Here is a 20,112-nt window from a genome sequence, read left to right as displayed (position 1 = left end):
GAAAAGCCTCGGCCAAACTCTTCAGCCGCTTCACGCAACTGGGTTTGTGCCATGTCGGCGTCGAAGTCTTTGATGCCGGGTTCAAGCGGCTTCTTGGGTTCAAAGCTGAAATGCTCACGGGCTTTTTGCTCTTTGCGGCGTTTTTCGACGACGGCCTGCTTTTTGTTGCGGTTGGCCTCGGCCAGGTTGCGGGCGGTTTTATCGGCCTCGGCATCACTGGCCTGACGGTAGAAGTCGGTTTGTTTCAACGTGGCAAAGGCATAGCGGTCGATGCGCCAAGCGGTGATCCAGGCCATTTGGCTGGCTAGCGCGTTTTCCAGGGTGTTGGTAGCTGGGATGGGCTGGTAGTGTTCGATTTGTTCGGGGGAGAGCGGCAATCGCGCCGGGGCCAAATCCAAGGTCACTTGTCGCCAGGCGTTGAAACGCGAAACTACAACTGGAGAAAGATCGAACGCTCGCACCAAGTCGTCCTCCATCGCTCGCCATAGCTCATGCCGCATATCTATTGGCAACGCTTCCTTCGGCACTTTCAATGGCGCACCGTGAGTAAAGGCTTCGGAATACAGATCGTGCAACGCAATTTGAGAAAGAAGCAGCCCGTCATTAGGCCCAACAGCCTTCCCCTGATCCCCTGGCGGATACCCTCCACCCTGATCCGAATGCATCCCTGGATACAACACCTCAACACTACTGGCCGGATAACCGCTCCCCTCCCGCCGAATCGAATCCAGCGGAAAACACAACCGCTGCTCATGACTGGCAATAATATGCAGGCACCGCTTGACCAGGCTGCTGGTGGGCAACTCCTGAGTGCCATCAGCCCAACTCATGTGCCCGTCCGCGCCGGGCACGGCATGGGCAAGGCCCACCGATGCCACAGTATCCAGCAGCCCCAGGTACTCGATACTGATCGGAAGCTTCAAGTCCCCCAGTGACAATGCCGGTTGCGACTCAGTAGGCGATGACAGCTCGTTCAACCAACTGACAAACGCCCGTGCCGCCGCCGCACCGCGGGAAAAGCCATACACATACAGCCTGACCCCCAGCAACTTGGGCCAGCCGGGCGGCGGTTGCGTCAGGGCGACACGCAATGGCTTGGCCAATGCGCTCAACTGTTTCTCATATTGATGACGACGGAAGCTGGCGCCAATGGAACCCTCAAGCCCCGCTGGAGCGCCCATGGCGTTGACCGCCGCCCGCAAACTGGCGTCATCCAGCCGGGGCAACGCTAACGTGCGCCGCAGGGCATCGATGATCATCATCAGGCCCCAATTGATCCGTTCTTCGCCGAACGCGGCGGTAGCCAGGCCGAGTTCGCTGTAGTTCAGGTCGCCGACTTCAGGAAACGGTGTGCCCACACCTGGCATGTAGTATTTGAAGCACTGGCCGAAGCCAGCACCTTTAGCGTCCGTTAAACGTTGCGCCTGGCTGTTATGAGTAGTGCCGCCGGCGTGCCCTTCGCCAATGCTCGCGCGAAACAATCGGGCGATATTCGTCGGGTGTTTGGGATCGGATAAATAAAGATCGTTGTTGAGGTTATTGCCCGTGCCGTCGAAGAACAGGCTGATATGCAACGTCTTGCTGCAGGGCGCCAGGACGCGCCGGCCAGCAGCCACACACAGGGAGTCGTGATAGTCCCGCTCTTGCTGAGACTGACGCCGGATATTTTGATGAACCTGGCCCGCTCGAGAGGGCAAGCGCCCCTGCTCCGGAAACTGCGGCGGGTAACAGAAAGCGGCTTGGTTCACTTCGGGCATGACTGAGGCTCCGGCAAGTGCAGAGGCGTTTTGATTGGGTATTCGGGGCTGCCATAGGCGTAGCAGGAGGTGGTGACCTGAAGCTCGTCGCAGGGCAAAAAGTGCACGGTGATGCCACAGACTTTTTGACCGGCGTAATCCGGTATGCCGACTACCTTTGAGTGTTGGCGCTTTTGGGTCTCAACCTTGGCAACCCAGGCATAGTATTTTTCTCGATCAGCAAAACCTGGAAAGCCCTCGGAGTAAGCAGAACCAGTTTCCCAATCAACCCGCACCGTCATTCCAGGCTTCCACCTCGAAGGCGCGGTATAACAACACCCTCCGCCACCCCCCTGATAAGGCCCGATAATGTCGATACCGAAACGCCCATCCACACTGAAATGGTTGATCGCCCAATGGGTATGATTGATACCTTCGATCGTGCCTGCATGGGCACTTGGAACAACCAAGGCACCCAGCAAACCGAAGAACATGGCGACTACGGGGAGTTCCGGAAGCGCAAACACCTGGCTCATGGCTGGATAGAAGCGACTCTTGCTGATGTGGTGCCCTATCAGGTTGATGAAAGGGAACGATGAAGGATTGGGGGGCATACCTTTTTATCCCTGACTTTGCGAGAGCCCAGAGAGTAAAGAGTTGCTATCCACCACGAATGTCAGAAGGTTCGCTTTTGAGTGAAGGGTGCTTCCCTATCACATTGAGCCACATAACTAAGCGAATGCTGGCGCAAAGCTAGCATTGATTGGGTTCTGCAAATCATTCCTTTGGCTGATTTGGCTGAAACACAAGCGCTCTAAAGTGCAGATGTTTCAGCCAAGACCGTGCAGTCAGATAAGGGATTTGTATGTTGCAGACTCGTGTTATCCCGCCCGCCGAAGGCGCCTACCAATACCCGCTGTTGATCAAACGCCTGTTGATGTCCGGGACACGCTACGAAAAAACCCGGGAAATCGTCTACCGCGACCAGTTGCGTTATACCTACCCAACCCTGATCGAGCGCGTCGCCCGCCTGGCCAATGTGCTGACCGAGGCCGGGGTCAAGGCCGGTGACACCGTGGCCGTAATGGACTGGGACAGCCACCGCTACCTGGAATGCATGTTCGCCATCCCGATGATTGGCGCAGTTATCCATACCATTAACGTGCGCCTGTCGCCGGAGCAGATTCTGTACACCATGAACCACGCCGAGGACCGCTTTGTGCTGGTCAACAGCGAGTTCGTGGGGCTTTACCAGGCCATCGCCGGCCACCTCACCACCGTCGACAAAACCCTGCTGCTCACCGACGGCGCGGAAAAAACCGCCGAGCTGCCCAACCTCGTGGGTGAGTACGAAACGTTGCTGGCGGCGGCAAGCCCTCGGTACGACTTCCAGGATTTCGACGAAAATTCCGTCGCCACCACCTTCTACACCACCGGCACCACAGGCAATCCCAAGGGTGTGTACTTCACCCACCGCCAACTGGTGCTGCACACCATGGGCGTGGCGACCATCATGGGCAGCGTCGACAGCGTGCGCCTGTTGGGCACCAACGACGTCTACATGCCGATCACCCCGATGTTCCACGTGCACGCCTGGGGCCTGCCGTATGTGGCGACCATGCTCGGCCTGAAGCAGGTCTACCCCGGCCGTTACGACCCCGAATACCTGGTGGAGCTGTGGCGCAAGGAGAAGGTCACCTTCTCCCATTGCGTGCCGACCATCCTGCAAATGGTGCTCAACGCCAAAGCCGGCCAGGGTGTGGATTTCGGTGGCTGGAAAATCGTCATCGGCGGCAGTGCGCTTAACCGTTCGCTGTATGAAGCGTCCAAGGCCCGCGGGATTCAGCTGACAGCGGCGTACGGCATGTCCGAGACCGGGCCGTTGGTGTCTTGCGCGCACCTGAATGAAGAGTTGATGGCCGGCACCGAGGACGAGCGCACCACCTACCGCATCAAGGCCGGCGTGCCCGGGCCGTTGGTGGAGGCGGCGATTATCGACGGTGACGGCAACTTCCTGCCCGCCGACGGCGAATCCCAGGGCGAACTGGTGCTGCGTGCGCCATGGCTCAGCGAAGGCTATTTCAACGAACCGGAAAAGGGCGCCGAGCTGTGGGCTGGCGGCTGGATGCACACCGGCGACGTGGCCACCCTGGACGCGTTTGGCGTGATCGATATTCGTGACCGCATCAAGGATGTGATCAAGACCGGTGGCGAGTGGATCTCCTCGCTGGCCCTTGAAGATCTGGTCAGCCGCCACCCGGCGGTACGCGAAGTAGCGGTGGTGGGGATTGCCGACCCGCAGTGGGGCGAGCGCCCGTTTGCGTTGCTGGTGGTGCGTGATGGCCATGTGATAGGGGCCAAAGAGCTGAAGGAACATCTCAAGCCGTTTGTGGAATTGGGCCACTTGAGCAAGTGGGCGATTCCAAGCCAGATCGCCGTTGTTACGGAAATTCCCAAGACCAGCGTCGGCAAGCTCGACAAAAAACGTATCCGGATCGACATCATCGAATGGCAGGCCAACAACAGCACCTTCCTCTCCACCCTCTGACACCTCTTGCCGTGCCCTCGCGGGCACGGCAGTGCTCTATTCCGAGCCTTCACTTGTGATTTGCCAATTTTCAGCCATCCTTCCCGCGCTGGCCTTCGCCAGCATGGCGAAAGGACTGTGGCAGACGGGTTGGTGATGCAAATCACACTTTAGAGGGATCAAGCGGTACCCCCTGCTGGCTATAGTCCATCCCAGAGTTTTTCAAGGTGCGGTGCTGTGAGCCTGGCGGGTTCACGAGTTCACCCGGCATTGGAATCGTTGTATTCCGGCCGTTACAAGCACCTTAGAAGCGACTCACTGCCATAACAATAATGCACATGGAGTAGCGTCGATGATCTCAGCAAACCAGTTCTGGCGCCGGGCAAGACTGCCCTTGGCCGTCGGTCTCGCTTCCTCGCTCGCCGGGCCCGCATTCGGCGTCAGTTTCAACATCGGTGAAATCGAAGGCAGCTTTGACTCGTCCCTGTCGGTGGGGGCGAGTTGGTCGACTGCAGGTCGCAACAAAGACCTGATCGGCGCTAACAACGGCGGCAAGGGGTTGTCGCAAACCTCGGATGACGGCCACCTGAACTTCGACAAGGGTGATTCCTTCTCGAAGATCTTCAAGGGTATCCATGACCTTGAGTTGAAATACGGCGACACCGGCGTGTTTGTGCGGGGCAAGTACTGGTATGACTTCAAGCTCAAAGACGACGACCTCGACTTCAAGAACATCAGCGACAAGGGGCGCCCGATGGGCGCCAGGTCCTCCGGCGGGCAGATTCTCGATGCGTTCGTCTACCACAACTATTCGGTTGCCGATGAGCCGGGTTCCGTGCGGTTTGGTAAGCAGGTCATCAGTTGGGGCGAGAGTACGTTCATTGGTGGTGGTATCAACGCCATCAACCCGATTGATGTCGCCGCGTTCCGTCGTCCTGGTGCTGAAATCAAGGAAGGCCTGATTCCGGTCAACATGTTCTACGTGTCGCAGACCCTGACCGATAACCTCTCGGCAGAAGGCTTCTACCAACTGGATTGGGACAAGACCGTTACCGATAACTGCGGGACGTTTTTCTCGCAGCCGGACATTATCACCGGTGGCTGTAACGACAACCTGCGGGTGCTGAACAGCTCTCGCACCCTGCCGGCAGCGCTGGTACCTGCGCTGGCTCGCTATGGTGTGGATGTGAACAGTGAAGGTGTCCTGGTGCGTCGCGGCCCTGATCGTGACGCGCGCGATGGCGGCCAGTTCGGCGTAGCGTTCCATTATAACTATGAGCCGCTCGACACCGAGTTCGGCGCCTACGCCATGAACTATCACAGCCGGGCGCCGATCTTCAGCGCCCACGGTGCTCCGCAATCTGCCTACACCGGTGCAACGCCAGGGTTGCCGGCGCAACTGCGGCCATTGATTGTCGCGGGTAACTCCAATTACTTCGTCGAGTATCCGGAAGATATACGTCTCTACGGCTTGAGCTTTTCTACCACGCTGCCTACAGGGACTGCCTGGAGCGGTGAGGTGAGCTATCGTCCCAACGCGCCGGTACAACTGAACTCCACTGACATTCTGTATGCCGGTGTTCGCCCTATCGGCGCCCCGGTACTGAAGGATGCCTCGTTGCTGAACGGTGTACCGGGCCAGGACTTGCATGGCTATCGCCGTAAGGAAATCACTCAACTGCAAACCACGTTCACGCATTTCTTTGATCAGGTCATGGGCGCCACCCGCCTGACTGTGGTGGGTGAAATCGGCATGACCTATGTCGGTGGCCTGGAGAGCAAGTCCGAAGTTCGCTACGGGCGTGATCCGGTGTTCGGCCCAGGCACTCTGCCTAACGGCGCATGTCCTGCGCTTAACAACTCCACCGCGCAGGGCGCCGGACTGCCTAACGCCAATGGCCTGAATACCAACTGCAACAATGACGGCTTCACCACCGCGACTTCCTGGGGCTACCGTGGCCGGGCGATCTGGGAATACCCGGACGTGTTTGCCGGTGTAAACCTCAAGCCCAACGTGGCCTGGTCCCACGACGTCAAAGGCTACTCGCCTGGCCCTGGCGGCAACTTCGAAGAGGGCCGCAAGGCGGTCAGCCTCGGCCTGGATGCTGAATACCAGAACACCTACACCGCGAGCCTGAACTACACCAACTTCTTCGGTGGCGACTTCAGCACCGTGGATGATCGCGACTTTATCGCCTTAAGCGTCGGCGTGAACTTCTAAGCACACTCTCTTTAAGCAGTATGTTTTAAGGAAGAACCAGAACATGAAAATAACTAAAAATCTGTTGCAGGTGGGTGTGCTTGGGTTGTCGATCATGGCGGGTAGCGTCATGGCGGCAGTCTCGGCGGATGAAGCCGCCAAGCTGGGTACGAGCCTGACGCCGATGGGCGCTGAAATGGCCGGTAACGCGGCCGGCACCATCCCAAAATGGTCGCCACTGCCCACCAACGCCGGCGCCGTGGATGCCCGTGGCTTTTTGGCCAACCCGTACGCCAGCGAACAACCGCAATTCACCATCACCGCGCAAAACGTCGAGCAGTACAAAGACAAGCTGGCGCCGGGGCAGTACGCGATGTTCAAGCGCTACCCCGACACCTTCAAGATGCCGGTCTACCCGACCCATCGCGGCGCCACGGTGCCGGCTGATGTGTTTGCCGCCATCAAGAAAAACGCCACCAGCACCAACCTGGTGTCCGGCGGCAACGGCCTGGAAAACTTCGAAACCGCAGTACCGTTCCCGATCCCGAAAAGCGGCGTAGAAGTGATCTGGAACCACATCACCCGCTATCGCGGCGGCAGCGTGACCCGCCTGGTGACCCAGGCCACGCCGCAAACCAACGGCTCGTTCAGCCTGGTGTACTTTCGCGACCAGTTCGTGTTCCGCGACAAGATGAAGGACTACGACCCGAAAAACCCGGGCAACATCCTGTTCTACTTCAAGCAGCAAGTGACTGCGCCGGCACGTTTGGCCGGTGGTGTGTTGCTGGTTCACGAAACCCTCGACCAGGTGAAAGAGCCGCGTTCGGCGTGGGTCTACAACGCCGGCCAGCGCCGTGTGCGCCGGGCGCCGCAAGTGTCGTATGACGGCCCGGGTACTGCCGCCGACGGCCTGCGTACCTCCGACAACCTTGACATGTTCAACGGTGCACCGGACCGCTACGACTGGAAACTGGAAGGCAAGAAGGAACTGTACATCGCCGAAAACAGCTACAAACTCGACGATCCGAAGCTCAAGTATGTCGACATCATCAAGGCCGGCCACATCAACCAGGACCTGGCTCGCTACGAGCTGCGTCGTGTGTGGCATGTGGTTGCAACCCTGAAGGAGGGGCAGCGCCACATCTACGCCAAGCGTGACTTCTTCATCGACGAAGACACCTGGCAAGCCGCGGTCATCGACCACTACGACGGTCGTGGCCAACTGTGGCGCGTGGCTGAAGCCCACGCCGAGAACTACTACGACAAGCAAGTGCCGTGGTACGCCCTCGAAACCCTCTACGACCTGCAGTCCGGCCGCTACCTGGCCCTGGGCATGAAGAACGAAGAGAAACAGGCCTATGACTTCGGCTTCACCGCCACCACCAGCGACTTCACCCCGGCCGCCCTGCGCCAGGATGGTGTTCGCTAACTTGCTGTAAACGAGGCCGCATCCTCGAAAGACGCCCCGACTGGTTCGGGGCTTTTTTTTGCCGGACCACTGTGGTGAGGGAGCCTGCTCCCGCTGGGCTACGTAGCAGCCCCAAAAACGGGAGCGCTGCGCACTCCAGCGCGAGCAAGCTCCCTCGCCACAGAGTGTCGGTCGTTCCAGAAGAAGTCCGGATATTTTTTGTCGTAGTCTTTTTTAGACAATTGTTGCAAAGATCTACAAAGCTGCCGCTTTTACCGCTAGTCTGCGGACATCTGCAATGCCGACAACAGCCTTCTACAAGAGCCCGGCGATGACTGATCTGTCCCGCATCCAAGGGCCTGCCAGCGCGGTAATTCCGACTCTGGAAGGTCGCTTCTATCGACCCCCACTGCCTGACGGCTATGTGTTGCGACCGCGCCTGTGCGAACGCCTGAGTGAAGGGTTGGCCGGGCGTTTATTGCTGGTCAGCGCCCCGGCAGGGTTCGGCAAGAGTTCGCTGGCGGTGGAGTTCTGCCAGAGCCTGCCGGCCCACTGGCAAAGCCTGTGGCTGGGGCTCAGCCCCCGCGATAACGATCCGGGACGTTTCCTTGAGCGCCTGCTCGACGGCTTGCAGCAATACTTCCCGCAGTTGGGCGCCCAGTCCCTGGGCCTGCTGAAAATGCGCCAGCGTCATCAACCCTTCGCGTTTGAAGAGTGGCTCGATGGCCTGCTGGATGAACTCACGGTGCACCTGTCGACCCAGGCACCGCTGTTGCTGGTACTGGATGACTACCATCTGGCCCAGGGCCCGGTGCTCGACCGCTGCCTGCAGTTTTTCCTCAATCATTTGCCCGACGGCCTGTTGGTGCTGGTCACCAGCCGCCAGCGCCCCGACTGGCATTTGGCGCGCCTGCGCCTGTCCCGGCATTTGCTGGAGCTGCACGAGCAGGACCTGCGCCTGACTCACGCCGAATCCCTGGCCCTGCTCGACCGCCACAGCAGCTCATTGCGCGGCGAAGCCCTGGATAACCTGATCCGGCGCAGTGAAGGTTGGGTGGCCGGCCTGCGTTTCTGGCTCTTGGCGGCTTCCGAGGCGGGTAGCGAAGGTGCGCTGCCCCAAGGCTTGCACGGCGGCGAAGGGCTGATCCGCGATTACCTGCTCGAAGAAGTCATTGATTGCCTGCCCACCGACGTTCAGGCGTTTCTCTACGACACCGCCTCCCAGGAGCGCTTTTGCAGCGAACTGTGCGACGCCGTGCGCGAGGCCCACGACAGCACGGAAATCCTGCGCTACCTGCAAGCCCACCAGGTATTCCTGGTGCCGCTGGACGAGCAGGGCCACTGGTACCGTTATCATCATCTGTTTTCCGACCTGCTGCGCACCCGGCGTGCGAGTAATGCCGTGTTGCCGGCTGCCAGCCTGCACCTGCGAGCCTGTCGCTGGTTCAATGCCCAAGGCTTGATCGATGAGGCAGTAGAGCAGGCGCTACGTGCCGGCCACCTGGATGTGGCGGCAAACCTGGTGCAGAACCTCTCCGAGGAGCAACTGCTGGCGGAGCAAAACGTGGGCATGCTGCTGCGTTGGAAAATGGACTTGCCCGACAGTTTGCTGATGAGCACGCCACGGCTGATCGTGCTCTACAGCTGGGCCCTGGGCCTGGCTTGCCAGTTGGATGCGGCGCAGGAACTCGCAAGCCACCTCAGCCGCTTTTTACCGGCGCCGTCGGCCACCGCGCAAAAGTCGATGCTGGCCCAATGGCTGGCCCTGAGTGGGATCATCGCCCGTGGCCGTGGCGATCGCGAACTGACCCAGTTGTATTGCAGCGAGGCGTTGGAAAGCCTGCCGCACAAACGGTATGGCCAGCGGTTGATGTGCCTGTCGACCCTGTCCAACCTGGCCATCGTCGATGCCGACCTGTGGCGCGCCCGTGGCCTGAACCGTGAATCCCTGGAGTTGGCGCAGCGTGTCGGCAATCCGTTGTTCGAGGCCTTGGCCCATTACGACCGCGCGCGGGTGCTCCAGGCCCGTGGCGAGATCCTGCGTTCCCTGGATGAAGTGCGCCAGGGCCTGCAACGCTTGCGGGGCCTGGCGCCGCAACGGCTGTATGCAGTACGTGCGCGCTTGGCGTTGTACGAAGGTTACCTGCTGCTGGTGCGCTGCCAGCCCGAAGCCGGGCTCGCTCGCCTGCGTGCCGGCTTGACCGAGGCGCGGGCCTGTCGGGATATCAGCGTGTTGATCGGCCATTGCGTGATCGCCAGCTTCGAAGGCCGCCGTGGCGATTTCCCCATGGCTTTTGCCGAACTGGCCGAGGCCGAGCGCTTGATGCATATCTGGGATGTGCCGCCGATTTTTTACCTGGCGATGATCACGCTGGTCAAATGCGAACTGTGGCTGGCCCAGGGCCGCACCGACCTGGCCGATGCCTGGCTGACGCGACTGGGGCAAACCTACAACGGCGAACAGGCCGCAGCCGCGCCGGAATTTCATCCGCACCTGCCGCAACATATCGAGCTGCAACAGGCGGCGCTCGACGCGATCCGTCATCAGCCGGCGGCCTCACTGCAACGGCTCGATGAGCTGGCACGTCAGGCGCATAACAGCGGCCGGCAGATGATCAGCCTGATGGCGCTGACCCAGCAGGCGCTGTTATTGCTTGAAGGTGGCCAGGAAGTGCAGGCCCGCCCGGTGTTTGCCCGTGCGCTGGAAGCCGCCGCCGGTGGCGCCATGCAGCCTTTCCAGCGCTTGCTGGAACGCTATCCCGAATGGTCGCGGGAACAACTTGCCCGCGATGCCCATGGCCTCCTGAGCCAGGGCCTGCTGGCACTCTTGCCGAATGTTGCGGTGGCTGAAACCCCGCACACCCTTGAAACCCTGAGCACCCGGGAGTTGGCGGTGTTGCACCTGATCGCCCAAGGCTGCTCGAACCAGGAGATCAGCAATCAGCTGTTTATTTCGCTGCACACCGTAAAAACCCACGCCAGTCATATCAACAGCAAGCTTGGAGTAGAGCGGCGCACACAGGCAGTGGCGCGGGCGCAGGAGATGGGATTGTTGGGGTAGGCGCCTGGATCAATGGGAGCGAAAGCCCCAGACGATTTCTACCACGCGCTCCGCCACCAGCACATAGACCAGGATAAGCAGCAACTGAAGTACCAGGTGATAGCGCAGCTTGGCGAGCCGGCGGATGCCATCGCTCACGTTCAGCACCATCAACAAGGTCGAAACCACGATCAGGCCCCACCCGGCCACGCTTGAGGCCAATATACCGAGGAACAGCTCATGTTCGCCGGCCAGCGCATTGGTGCCTGCGGCAAACAGTAGCGCGCACACCAGCAGGTTCTTCACATTGTCGAAGACCTGGGTGCTGAAATCATTTTCGAGCAGTTGCAAATACCACTTCCAGAATGTGCGCATGGCTCAATCCCTTGGATCAATGTTTACTGCGCGGCAGGGCATTCACTGGCTGATGTGTCGGCGACCTGACTGAGCAGCGCGGCAAACCGTTTGACGTTGTTTTGCTGGGCGATCACCAAGTCATCGATGGTGGAACCTGCGGGCGACTGCACCACCGTGCGGCACGTCAGGGGCGTGCGTTCATCGGTTCCCGTCTGGCGAAGCCGCCATTTGACGTCGAGCAGGGCGTACTGACCGGGGATCGAGTCAAAGCGCTGAACGTCAATGCGCACCGACAGGTTTTTCCGGTGGCTGGCGAGTTGATCCACCAGCGCGCTGCGTAACTCATCCACCAGGCTGGCGGCCCACCATTGCGTCTCAAGAATGGCCACGCCGCTGTCGCCCTGGCGAATGACAATCTGCGGCCGGTCGACCTGCGGCGGGACGGTGATGCTTTCAATCCGGATCTCACCCCCAGCGGCCAGTGACGCAGTGCTGCGGTGTACCGGCGTCAGGGTGTGAAATTGAATCGGCTCACTGCGGCACGCCGCAAGTAGCAGCAACCCGGTGATCAGCGTGATCTTCAGTGGAAAGGCCATGGTGGTTGCTCCAGTGGTCATTTGCGCGGCGGCCCTTGCAGGTCCGACGGCGCAGCGTTATCGGGGCGACCACGAATCAGGGATTCGGGATGGCGTGCCAGGTAATCCGAGAGCTCTCGCAGGGAGCGTGACATGCGGCCCAGCTCATCCAGGGTCTGGGTCAATTGCTCTCGTTGCGGCGAATCTTCGGCCAGGGTCGAACTGGCTGACTGCAGGGTTTTACTCACGTCGGCCAAGGTGTTCTGCACGCCCGGCAGTGTCTTGGCGTTGAACTGGCCGAGGCCTTTGCGCAGTTCCACCAGGCTGCCATCAAGGTTGCCGGCAATGCGATCGATCGGCAGTTGGCTGATCTTGTTGACGATGCCTTCGAGTTTTTCCTGCAGCTGTTCCAGGTTGCCGGGGATGGTCGGGATATTGACGGGGCGCTGGTTCGGGTCGAACACGACTTTGTCGGCCTTGGGGAAGAAGTCCAGGGCGATATACAACTGGCCTGTGAGCAGGTTGCCGCTGCGGGCCTGGGCACGCAGTCCGTGCTCGATGAAGCTGCCCATCAGGCGCACACCACCGGCTTCATCGTTAGGGTCATGCTTCAAGGCAGTAAGCATTTTGGTGTTGGCTTCGCCCAGGCGCTGCGGGTAGATCACGATGCCGACGTTAACCGGGAAGCTGCGTTTTTTCTCGTCGAAATCCAGGTTGATCGACACCACTTTGCCAAACTCGATCCCCAAAAACTCCACTGGCGCGCCCACCGTGAGCCCGCGCAAAGCCTGGTCGAAACGCAGGTTCAGGTATTGCGCCTTGCCATTGGGCGGGGCCAGCGCGGTTTGCTGGTCGGCGAACAGCTCATAGGAATGCTCCTCGGCAGCCGGCAGGTCGTTGGGGCTGTACGGCGGCGCCAGGAAGGCGATGCCGCCCACCAGCATCGACGACAAGGATTCGGTTTTGAGCGCGAACCCGTTGGCGCCGACGCTGACATCAATGCCGCTGGCGTTCCAGAAACGCGTGTTTTCGGTGACGTAGGCGTCATTGGGCGCGTGCACGAACACATCGATGTTCACGCCTTTGCCGTCGGCATCGAGGGCATAGGCCACCACTTGGCCGACGGGAATTTTGCGGTAGTAGACGGGGGAGCCGATGTCCAGCGAACCCAAATCCTGGGTGTGCAGTGTGAAGCGCTTGCCGGGCTCGCCATAGGTGATGGGCGGCGGGTTCTCCAGGCCGGTGAACTGTTTGGCACGTGTATCGGACTGGCCGATGTCGGCGCCGATGTAATCCCCGGAGAGCAGCGTGTCGATGCCCGACACACCCCCAGCGCCGATACGCGGGCGCACCACCCAGAATTGCGAGTCTTGCCGGGTGAAGCTTTCCGCCTGCTTGGCCAGTTTGATCGTGGCGTTGACGCTTTTCTGGTCGTCGCTCAACTCCACGTCAGTCACCTGGCCGATCACCACATTGCGATATTTGACGTCGGTCTTGTTGGCAGTGAGGCCGCTGCCGGTCTTAAAGGTAATGGTAATGCTTGGCCCCTGCTGGAGGATGCTGTGCACCACCAGCGAAATGCCCACCAGCACCGCGACAATCGGCACGATCCACACCAGCGACACGCTGAAGCGCCGCGTCTTGATCGCAGGCTGGCCCGGTGTCAGCGGGTTGTCAGGGGTTTTCGACGCCATCCGGCATGTCCTCATTGTGTGGGTTTGCCCAGATCAGGCGCGGGTCAAAACTCATGGCCGACAGCATGGTGAACACCACCACCAGGCCAAAGAACAGTATCCCCAGGCGCGGCTCGATGGTGCCCAGGGCCTGGAACTTCACCAGGGCGGCCACCAGTGCCACCACGATCACATCCAGCATCGACCAGTAGCCAATCACCTCCACGAAGCGAAACAGCTTCGAGCGCTCCTTGCGCGCCCACTGGTTATTACGCTGCACGGTGACCAGCAGCAGGGTTAGCGCGACGAACTTGATGCCCGGCACCGCGATGCTGGCGATGAAAATGATCAGGGCGATGTCCCAGGCGCCATGCTGCCAGAATTCCAGCACGCCACTCATGATGGTGCTGTCGGCGCCGGAGCCGAGCATCGAAGTGTTCATCACCGGCAGTAAGTTGGCGGGAACGTAAAACGCCAGCGCCGTCAGCAGGTAGGCCCAAGTGCGGGTCAGTGAATGGACCTTGCGCCGATGCAGGGGCGCGCCGCAACGCTCGCACTCGTCAGGGCTGGCGCTGACGTCGCAGGCCAGTCCGCAACTGTGGCACAGGCACAGGTTCAGCTCGCTGGCAGTCGGTGGTCGGCTCATAACGTGTCCCAAAGGTCGCGAATATCACGCCCGGCAATTCGGATCAGCAACAGGCTGAGGGCCGCCAGGGCAAACAGCCCGGTACCGGGCAACACATCCAGCATCCCGGCCAGCTTGAACACCGCCACCATCGCGCCCAGCAGGCAGACTTCCAGCATGCTCCAGGGCCGGAGCGCTTCGAGCCAGCGCATGCACACCTTGAACGCCGGCGACCGCTTGCCCTTCATCGCAAAGCACAGCACCCATAGCAACAGCAGCAACTGGAACACCGGCGCGATAATGATTGAAATCGCTGCCACCAGCGCAATAAAGGTAATCGGGCCCTGGGCCAGCGCCACCACGGAATCCCATAACGTGGCGCTGCTTTTCAGGCCTTGCAGGCTGATGCTCATCACCGGGTAAAAGTTGGCGAACACCCACAGCACGGCGGCGGTCAGGGTCAGGGCCAGGCGTTGCTCCACCGACAGCCCGTTGTGGCGCTGCAGCACGCCTGCACAACGGGTGCAGAGGGTCTTCTGATGTTTGGCGAGCGTGACTTTTTCATACACGCAATCGCAGTGTTCGCAGATGATCAATGGGCTGAGGGCCACCACGAGTCCCACTCCAGGCGCTATAGGTTGCGCGTTGTAGACTTGCGCCAGAGTAGTTTAGCAGCTGCCGGGTTTGACAGCCGTGTGCTTGCGAGCGCTTTCGGATCGTGCGCTTCGTCGAACATACTGTGCGTCAGAGTGTGCCTTTGAGTTTGCAGGAATACCCATGAATATTCAGTCCCCCGCGCTGATCCGCCAAACCTTTCCCGTCGGCCCGTTGCAGTGCAACTGCACGATCATCGGTGACCCGGTCACCAAAAAAGCCATCGTGGTCGATCCGGGTGGCAACCATGAGCAGATTCTGGCGCGGCTCGATGCGCTGGGCCTGAAAGTGGTCAGCATCATTCACACCCATGCCCATCTCGACCATTTCCTGGCCTCCGGGCAGTTGAAGGAAAAGACCGGCGCTACTTTGCACTTGCACAAGGAAGACCAGTTTTTGTGGGATAACCTGGAAATGCAGTGCCAGATGTTTCGCGTGCCGTACACGCCGGTGCCGCCGCCGGATCGCTGGCTGGAGGACGAAGAAGAGCTGGCCTGTGGCTGTGGGGTGGCTTTGCACACACCTGGACACACACCCGGGTCGATGAGTTTCTGGTTCGCCGATGCGCAGTTGCTGATTGCCGGCGACACTCTGTTTCGGCGGGGCGTGGGGCGTACGGATTTATGGGGCGGTGACCAGGCGACCATCGTGCGCTCGATCAAGCAACGGCTCTATACCCTTGATGAGGCGGCAGTTGTGGTGACGGGGCACGGTCCGGACACGCGCCTGGGGGATGAAATGCGTGAGAATCCGTTTGTACGCGCGTGAAAAAACCAAAGTGTTTTTTCGGATACCAAGTGGCAACTATCGGACGAAACTTATAGAAAAAATGACAATTACCGTTCAGGAAGTCTCTGCTAGGGTTTGAGTGTGGCCGGGCATGTGTGGAGATGGAATTTTTACCGTTTGTGGTGTTCCAAGCTCGGCACAGGTCCATTGCCAATGTCTGCATCACAGAATGCAAAAGTAGGAGCTCTCTTCATGTTCACTTCTCGTCGTCTGCTTGTTGTCGCTACCGCCGTAGCCCTGTTGTCCGGCTGCGCTTCACCTAATCCTTATGACGGCAGCCAGGGACAGGCGAATAATGGTTCAGAGGGCGGCATCAGCAAAACCGCCAAGTACGGTGGCCTGGGTGCCCTGGCCGGGGCGCTGGCCGGTGCTGCCATCGACCACAACAACCGTGGCAAGGGCGCGCTGATCGGTGGCGCAATCGCCGGCATCGGCGCTGCGGGTTATGGCTACTACGCCGACCAGCAGGAAAAGAAACTGCGCGAAAGCATGGCCAATACCGGGGTTGAAGTTCAGCGCCAGGGTGACCAGATCAAGCTGATCATGCCGGGCAACATCACCTTCGCCACCAACTCGGACGCGATCTCCAGCAGCTTCTACACGCCGCTGAACAACCTGGCCAACTCGCTCAAGCAGTTCAACCAGAACACCATCCAGATCGTGGGCTACACCGACAGCACCGGCAGCCGCCAACTGAACATGGACCTGTCCCAGCGTCGTGCGCAAAGCGTGGCTAACTACCTGACGTCCCAAGGTGTGAGCCCCACCAACCTGAGTGCGCGCGGTGCCGGCCCGGACAACCCGATTGCGAGCAACGCCGACGTCAATGGGCGTGCCCAGAACCGTCGCGTAGAAGTCAACCTGGGGCCTATCCCGGGCCAGCAGTACGGCCAGCCAGCTGCCCAGCAGCAACCGGCGCCGCAGCAGAACAACCAGTTCCAGGGCAACCCGTACTCGCAATACCAGTAACAGGCAGGCAATAAAAAGGGCGCCGTGCAGTCAATGCACGGCGCCCTTTTTTTGTCTGGTTACATCAGTCGATGTATTCGAACAGTTTCACAATCTTCTGTACGCCGGATACACCTTGTACCAGGTTGGCAGCGCGGGTCGCTTCTGCCTGGGTCAGCAGGCCCATCATGTAGACAATGCCGTTATCGGTGACGATCTTGATGCGTGAGCCCGGAATTGCGTTGTCGGTCAGCATCTGCGTCTTGACCTTGGTGGTCAGCAGGGCATCGTTGCTGATGGCCAGCAGCGTGATCGGTTCCATCACCTGCAATTCGTTGTGGACCTTCTTGACCCGTTGAACGCTGGAGGCGGCTTGTTCGGCCTGGGCCTTCAGGTCGGCGCGCGGGGTTTGGCCGGTGAGCAGTACCACACCGTTGAAGCTGACGACCACGATGCGCGAAGCACCGTTGCCCAGGTCCGGAGCGGCCTTGGAAACGTTGACGGAAACCTTGGTTTCGATCAGCGAGTCATCGATTTTGCTGCCGAATGTGCGGGTGCCTTTATCGTCCTGGATGGGCGTGTCGCGGCTTGCTTCGATTACCGAGCTGCAGCCGCTGATGCCTAGGCACAGCGTGATTGCCAATAGGCTAAGGCGTTTAACGGTCATTCTTCACTCCCGAACAGTTGGCTGTCGATCAGATCGCACAGGCAGTGGATCGCCAGCAGGTGGACTTCCTGAATACGCGCGGTGACATTGGCCGGGACGCGAATCTCTACGTCTTCGGGCAGCAGCAGCGAGGCCATGCCGCCGCCGTCGCGCCCGGTCAATGCTACGACAATCATTTCACGATCATGTGCGGCCTGGATCGCTTGAATAATGTTCGCCGAGTTACCGCTGGTGGAGATCGCCAGCAGTACATCACCCGGCTGGCCAAGGGCGCGAATCTGTTTGGAGAAGATTTCGTTGTAGCTGTAGTCGTTGGCGATCGAGGTGATCGTCGAGGTGTCGGTGGTCAGGGCAATGGCCGGCAGGCTTGGGCGCTCACGCTCGAAGCGGTTGAGCAGCTCGGAGGAGAAATGCTGGGCATCACCGGCCGAACCGCCGTTGCCGCACGAAAGCATTTTGCCTTCGTTGAGCAAGGCGTTGACCATGACCTGACTGGCTTGCTCGATGTGCGGTGCAAGTACTTCCATCGCCTGTTGCTTGGTATCGATGCTGGCCTGGAAAAGCTGGCGAATTCGGGATTGCATGTCCATCTGTGTGACCTTAATTAGCGCGGCTGTTTGGCACAGGAATGTGCAGCCCGCAAAGCAAAGAGCAAAAGTGTGCGGTGTAGATGTCCGGCGAGTCAGCTGTCAAAGGCATCTTGCAGCCAGTTCAGATCGGCTGTTCCCCGGGGAGTGCTTTGTATGGCAACCACATCGAAACGGCAGGGATGATCGGCCCAGCGACGCTCTTTTAGCAGGAAAAACTGCGCGGCGAGTATCAGCTTCTGGCGCTTGCGCCCGTCGATACTGGCGAGCGCGCCACCCCATTGTGCGTGTTTTCTGTAGCGGACTTCGACAAATACTACTGTATCGCCGTCAAGCATGACCAGATCAAGCTCACCGCGCTTGCACAACCAGTTCTGCGCCAGGAGGCGCAGACCCTGTTGTTGCAAGTAGTGGAGTGCTTGAAGTTCGGCGTCCTTGCCGCTTTGTGCGCTTGACCGCTCGGGCATCAGCGTGGGGTGTCAGGCAGGCGCTGGATCTCGCCGCCAACGAACTTCGCCCATGGCATCTGGCGATTAACGCGCTGGTTGGCGCTGACGCCCAGGTTGCCGGACAAGCCGTCAACGCGAGTATCCGGCAGCGCCTTGAGTTGCCCCAGGCGCGGCGCCAGGCGGTAGGCATCAACCCCCATTGCGTACAGGCGCCCGAGGCTGCCGTTGGCTTGCGGCCACTGGGCGGCGACCTGGTTGCGCAGCGGGTCGGTGGTGTTGAGCAACCAAGGGGTCTCGCAGAACATCACGTTGGTCATGTCCAGGTACTGGTTCTTGTCGCCGCTGGCGCTGAACACGTGGGACGTGGCGTACACCGGCACATCACCGGCATATTGGAAGTTCAGGGTCGGCTTGATCTGTTGGGCCAGTTGCGGGGTGACGGCCAGGAAGATGAACTCGATGTCCTGGCGGCGCGACGGCTGTGCGGAAACATCGGTACCTACGGTACTTTGCAGGCTCTTGGCGCGACCTTCGCTTTTGCGCAGTTGGAACAGGTCCGCAATCTGCTGGGCCAGGGCTACAGGCTGGTCAACGTACTCGACGCCTACCACGGTGCCGCCATTGGCTTCCCAATCCTGACGGAAGGCTTTATACACGCGTTCGCCCCATTCGCCTTTCGGCACCATGGCGGCAGCGCGGTGCAGGCCGTCGGCGCGGGCGCGGCGGGACACTTCGCGGGCTTCGTCTTCAGCAGCCAGGCCAAACTGGAACAGTTGCGCCGGGTTCTGGTCGGCTTCGCTGTAGTTCAGGGCCAGGGTGGTAATTGGCAGTTGCGGGCGAGCGCTGAGTTGCTTGACCAGCGGTTTCTCCAGCGGGCCGACCACCAGTTGCACGCCGGCGGCCTGGGCCTTGGCGTAGAAGTCGTCGATGGAGGTCAGGCGCGAGCTGTCGTAGAACTCGATCACCGGCGGCTTCTGCCCGGCTTGTTCAGCCTGGTAGTGCGCGGCCATGAAGCCTTCGCGCAGCGCCTTGGCGACGCCCGCCAGCGGGCCTTCCTGTGGCAGCAGCAGGGCAATCTTGTTCAGCGGCTGGCTGGCCAGCTCCTTGAGCTTGGTCAGCGGCTGCGGCAGTTGCGAGGCCGCCGGGTGGCCCGGGTTCTGGACGCGCCAGGTGTCGATGGCGGCCTGCTGTTGTTCCAGGGTGCCGGCACCCTTGACTGCCTGGGCCAGGCTGATCCAGCCGTCCAGCGTCGGGTTGCCGCTGGCTTGCAACTGCTCGGCAGGCAGGGCGGCAATCAATGCCCAGATGGCTTCGTGGTTGCTGTTGTAAGCATCACCGGAGAGCAGCGGGGCCATGGCGACGCGCTCGCGGGCGGCGGCCATGGTTTGGCCGTCGGCTTCATAGGCGCGGGCATGCACGGTGCCAGTACGGATCTGCTGTTCGGGCGGCAGCTCCTTCAGGCTCTGCAGGCTTGGGTGGTTCAGCGCTGTCAACGCCGCCTTGGGCTGGTTGCGGGCCATCGCCAGTTCAGCCGAGAGGGTGCTGGCAAAAACCTGCGCCGCCGGCTTCAGGGCATCCAGTGGCACTTGGGCAAGAATCTGCGCCGAGCGTGCCGGATTGTTTTGGTGGTACGCCAGGTCTGCCGCACTCAAGCGCAACAGCGCGGCTTTTTCCGGAGTCTTGGCCGAAGTCGCCTGCTCGAGCAGTTGCTCGATGCTGGCATCCGGGGTCCGGGGGAGGTCGCCAAGGCTGGACGAGGGCGAGCTGGCGCAAGCCGCCAACAGGGCAGCGAGGCAGAGGGCAGAGAACAGCCGCAGGCAAGCGATCATGTAAGTGTTCCTGATACCGATCAAATTAGCGTGGAATTGTACCCAAGC

General features: G+C 60.4%; 17 protein-coding genes. 6 read left to right on the top strand and 11 right to left on the bottom strand.

Going from position 1 to position 20,112, the window contains the following annotated elements; all coding sequences use genetic code 11:
* Both ACZRN6_RS13860 and ACZRN6_RS13855 read right to left on the bottom strand, forming a co-directional pair.
* Positions 1-1,757: T6SS phospholipase effector Tle1-like catalytic domain-containing protein (locus ACZRN6_RS13860; RefSeq protein ID WP_464008205.1), on the bottom strand; the 1,757-nt coding region annotated here is incomplete at its 3' end.
* Positions 1,745-2,230 carry a DUF3304 domain-containing protein gene (locus ACZRN6_RS13855; protein ID WP_464008207.1) on the bottom strand — a complete coding sequence of 162 codons (486 nt, stop codon included), beginning with the start codon at positions 2,228-2,230 and terminating at the stop codon, positions 1,745-1,747. The genes ACZRN6_RS13855 and ACZRN6_RS13860, both read right to left, overlap by 13 nt.
* Before the next feature lie 371 nt (positions 2,231-2,601).
* Between ACZRN6_RS13855 and ACZRN6_RS13850 the strand changes: the two genes are divergently transcribed.
* From ACZRN6_RS13850 to ACZRN6_RS13835, 4 genes are all read left to right on the top strand, one after another.
* Positions 2,602-4,284, top strand: a complete 1,683-nt coding sequence (locus tag ACZRN6_RS13850) for a fatty acid--CoA ligase (RefSeq protein WP_322147403.1) — start codon at positions 2,602-2,604, stop codon at positions 4,282-4,284.
* 331 nt (positions 4,285-4,615) lie between these two features.
* Positions 4,616-6,484: a DUF1302 domain-containing protein gene (locus tag ACZRN6_RS13845; protein WP_322147402.1), complete on the top strand. Its 1,869-nt coding sequence runs from the start codon at positions 4,616-4,618 to the stop codon at positions 6,482-6,484.
* A gap of 43 nt (positions 6,485-6,527) precedes the next feature.
* Entirely contained in the window at positions 6,528-7,892 is a 1,365-nt protein-coding gene (locus tag ACZRN6_RS13840; protein WP_322147401.1) for a DUF1329 domain-containing protein, read from the top strand.
* A gap of 310 nt (positions 7,893-8,202) precedes the next feature.
* Positions 8,203-10,932 carry a LuxR C-terminal-related transcriptional regulator gene (locus ACZRN6_RS13835; protein WP_464008204.1) on the top strand — a complete coding sequence of 910 codons (2,730 nt, stop codon included), beginning with the start codon at positions 8,203-8,205 and terminating at the stop codon, positions 10,930-10,932.
* 9 nt (positions 10,933-10,941) lie between these two features.
* Here ACZRN6_RS13835 and ACZRN6_RS13830 read toward each other — a convergent pair whose 3' ends face one another.
* From ACZRN6_RS13830 to ACZRN6_RS13810, 5 genes are read right to left on the bottom strand one after another with little or no spacing between them, the layout of a single operon-like run.
* On the bottom strand, positions 10,942-11,286 hold the full coding sequence (locus ACZRN6_RS13830; RefSeq protein ID WP_464008203.1) for a hypothetical protein: 345 nt from the start codon (positions 11,284-11,286) through the stop codon (positions 10,942-10,944).
* A 23-nt stretch (positions 11,287-11,309) separates the two neighbouring features.
* The gene (locus tag ACZRN6_RS13825; RefSeq protein WP_322147398.1) at positions 11,310-11,864 is read right to left on the bottom strand and encodes a PqiC family protein; all 555 of its coding nucleotides are present in this window, start codon (positions 11,862-11,864) and stop codon (positions 11,310-11,312) included.
* Between the two features lie 17 nt (positions 11,865-11,881).
* Positions 11,882-13,537 (bottom strand): PqiB family protein, encoded by a 1,656-nt coding sequence (locus ACZRN6_RS13820; protein WP_322147397.1) that lies wholly within the window; start codon positions 13,535-13,537, stop codon positions 11,882-11,884.
* Positions 13,518-14,162, bottom strand: coding sequence for a paraquat-inducible protein A (locus tag ACZRN6_RS13815; protein ID WP_322147396.1), 645 nt, complete (start codon positions 14,160-14,162; stop codon positions 13,518-13,520). The genes ACZRN6_RS13820 and ACZRN6_RS13815 overlap by 20 nt, the downstream gene beginning before the upstream one ends.
* Positions 14,159-14,755, bottom strand: a complete 597-nt coding sequence (locus ACZRN6_RS13810) for a paraquat-inducible protein A (protein WP_464008202.1) — start codon at positions 14,753-14,755, stop codon at positions 14,159-14,161. The genes ACZRN6_RS13815 and ACZRN6_RS13810 overlap by 4 nt, the downstream gene beginning before the upstream one ends.
* 163 nt (positions 14,756-14,918) lie before the next feature.
* On the opposite strand from ACZRN6_RS13810, the gene ACZRN6_RS13805 reads away from it, so the two are divergent.
* Both ACZRN6_RS13805 and ACZRN6_RS13800 read left to right on the top strand, forming a co-directional pair.
* The gene (locus ACZRN6_RS13805; RefSeq protein WP_322147394.1) at positions 14,919-15,563 is read left to right on the top strand and encodes an MBL fold metallo-hydrolase; all 645 of its coding nucleotides are present in this window, start codon (positions 14,919-14,921) and stop codon (positions 15,561-15,563) included.
* A 213-nt stretch (positions 15,564-15,776) separates the two neighbouring features.
* Positions 15,777-16,553, top strand: coding sequence for a YiaD family glycine zipper/OmpA-like lipoprotein (locus tag ACZRN6_RS13800; RefSeq protein ID WP_464008201.1), 777 nt, complete (start codon positions 15,777-15,779; stop codon positions 16,551-16,553).
* Positions 16,554-16,617: 64 nt separating this feature from the next.
* Here ACZRN6_RS13800 and ACZRN6_RS13795 read toward each other — a convergent pair whose 3' ends face one another.
* From ACZRN6_RS13795 to ACZRN6_RS13780, 4 genes are all read right to left on the bottom strand, one after another.
* Positions 16,618-17,199, bottom strand: coding sequence for a BON domain-containing protein (locus tag ACZRN6_RS13795; protein WP_322147392.1), 582 nt, complete (start codon positions 17,197-17,199; stop codon positions 16,618-16,620).
* On the bottom strand, positions 17,196-17,789 hold the full coding sequence (locus ACZRN6_RS13790) for a phosphoheptose isomerase (RefSeq protein WP_046819003.1): 594 nt from the start codon (positions 17,787-17,789) through the stop codon (positions 17,196-17,198). The genes ACZRN6_RS13795 and ACZRN6_RS13790 overlap by 4 nt, the downstream gene beginning before the upstream one ends.
* 92 nt (positions 17,790-17,881) lie before the next feature.
* Positions 17,882-18,253, bottom strand: coding sequence for a YraN family protein (locus tag ACZRN6_RS13785; RefSeq protein WP_322147390.1), 372 nt, complete (start codon positions 18,251-18,253; stop codon positions 17,882-17,884).
* The gene (locus ACZRN6_RS13780) at positions 18,253-20,064 is read right to left on the bottom strand and encodes a penicillin-binding protein activator (protein ID WP_464008200.1); all 1,812 of its coding nucleotides are present in this window, start codon (positions 20,062-20,064) and stop codon (positions 18,253-18,255) included. The genes ACZRN6_RS13785 and ACZRN6_RS13780 overlap by 1 nt, the downstream gene beginning before the upstream one ends.
* Between the last annotated feature and the right edge of the window lie 48 nt (positions 20,065-20,112).

It is taken from the genome of Pseudomonas sp. A125 (genome assembly GCF_055409485.1).
This window is presented reverse-complemented; position numbering and strand designations above follow the sequence as displayed.

What these genes read in the sequence shown, in the direction of transcription:
- ACZRN6_RS13855 (WP_464008207.1), bottom strand. Translation starts at nt 2,230, where the DNA reads ATGTTCTTCGGTTTGCTGGGTGCCTTGGTTGTTCCAAGTGCCCATGCA.
- ACZRN6_RS13850 (WP_322147403.1), top strand. Translation starts at nt 2,602, where the DNA reads ATGTTGCAGACTCGTGTTATCCCGCCCGCCGAAGGCGCCTACCAATAC.
- ACZRN6_RS13845 (WP_322147402.1), top strand. Translation starts at nt 4,616, where the DNA reads ATGATCTCAGCAAACCAGTTCTGGCGCCGGGCAAGACTGCCCTTGGCC.
- ACZRN6_RS13840 (WP_322147401.1), top strand. Translation starts at nt 6,528, where the DNA reads ATGAAAATAACTAAAAATCTGTTGCAGGTGGGTGTGCTTGGGTTGTCG.
- ACZRN6_RS13835 (WP_464008204.1), top strand. Translation starts at nt 8,203, where the DNA reads ATGACTGATCTGTCCCGCATCCAAGGGCCTGCCAGCGCGGTAATTCCG.
- ACZRN6_RS13830 (WP_464008203.1), bottom strand. Translation starts at nt 11,286, where the DNA reads ATGCGCACATTCTGGAAGTGGTATTTGCAACTGCTCGAAAATGATTTC.
- ACZRN6_RS13825 (WP_322147398.1), bottom strand. Translation starts at nt 11,864, where the DNA reads ATGGCCTTTCCACTGAAGATCACGCTGATCACCGGGTTGCTGCTACTT.
- ACZRN6_RS13820 (WP_322147397.1), bottom strand. Translation starts at nt 13,537, where the DNA reads ATGGCGTCGAAAACCCCTGACAACCCGCTGACACCGGGCCAGCCTGCG.
- ACZRN6_RS13815 (WP_322147396.1), bottom strand. Translation starts at nt 14,162, where the DNA reads ATGAGCCGACCACCGACTGCCAGCGAGCTGAACCTGTGCCTGTGCCAC.
- ACZRN6_RS13805 (WP_322147394.1), top strand. Translation starts at nt 14,919, where the DNA reads ATGAATATTCAGTCCCCCGCGCTGATCCGCCAAACCTTTCCCGTCGGC.
- ACZRN6_RS13800 (WP_464008201.1), top strand. Translation starts at nt 15,777, where the DNA reads ATGTTCACTTCTCGTCGTCTGCTTGTTGTCGCTACCGCCGTAGCCCTG.
- ACZRN6_RS13795 (WP_322147392.1), bottom strand. Translation starts at nt 17,199, where the DNA reads ATGACCGTTAAACGCCTTAGCCTATTGGCAATCACGCTGTGCCTAGGC.
- ACZRN6_RS13790 (WP_046819003.1), bottom strand. Translation starts at nt 17,789, where the DNA reads ATGGACATGCAATCCCGAATTCGCCAGCTTTTCCAGGCCAGCATCGAT.
- ACZRN6_RS13785 (WP_322147390.1), bottom strand. Translation starts at nt 18,253, where the DNA reads ATGCCCGAGCGGTCAAGCGCACAAAGCGGCAAGGACGCCGAACTTCAA.
- ACZRN6_RS13780 (WP_464008200.1), bottom strand. Translation starts at nt 20,064, where the DNA reads ATGATCGCTTGCCTGCGGCTGTTCTCTGCCCTCTGCCTCGCTGCCCTG.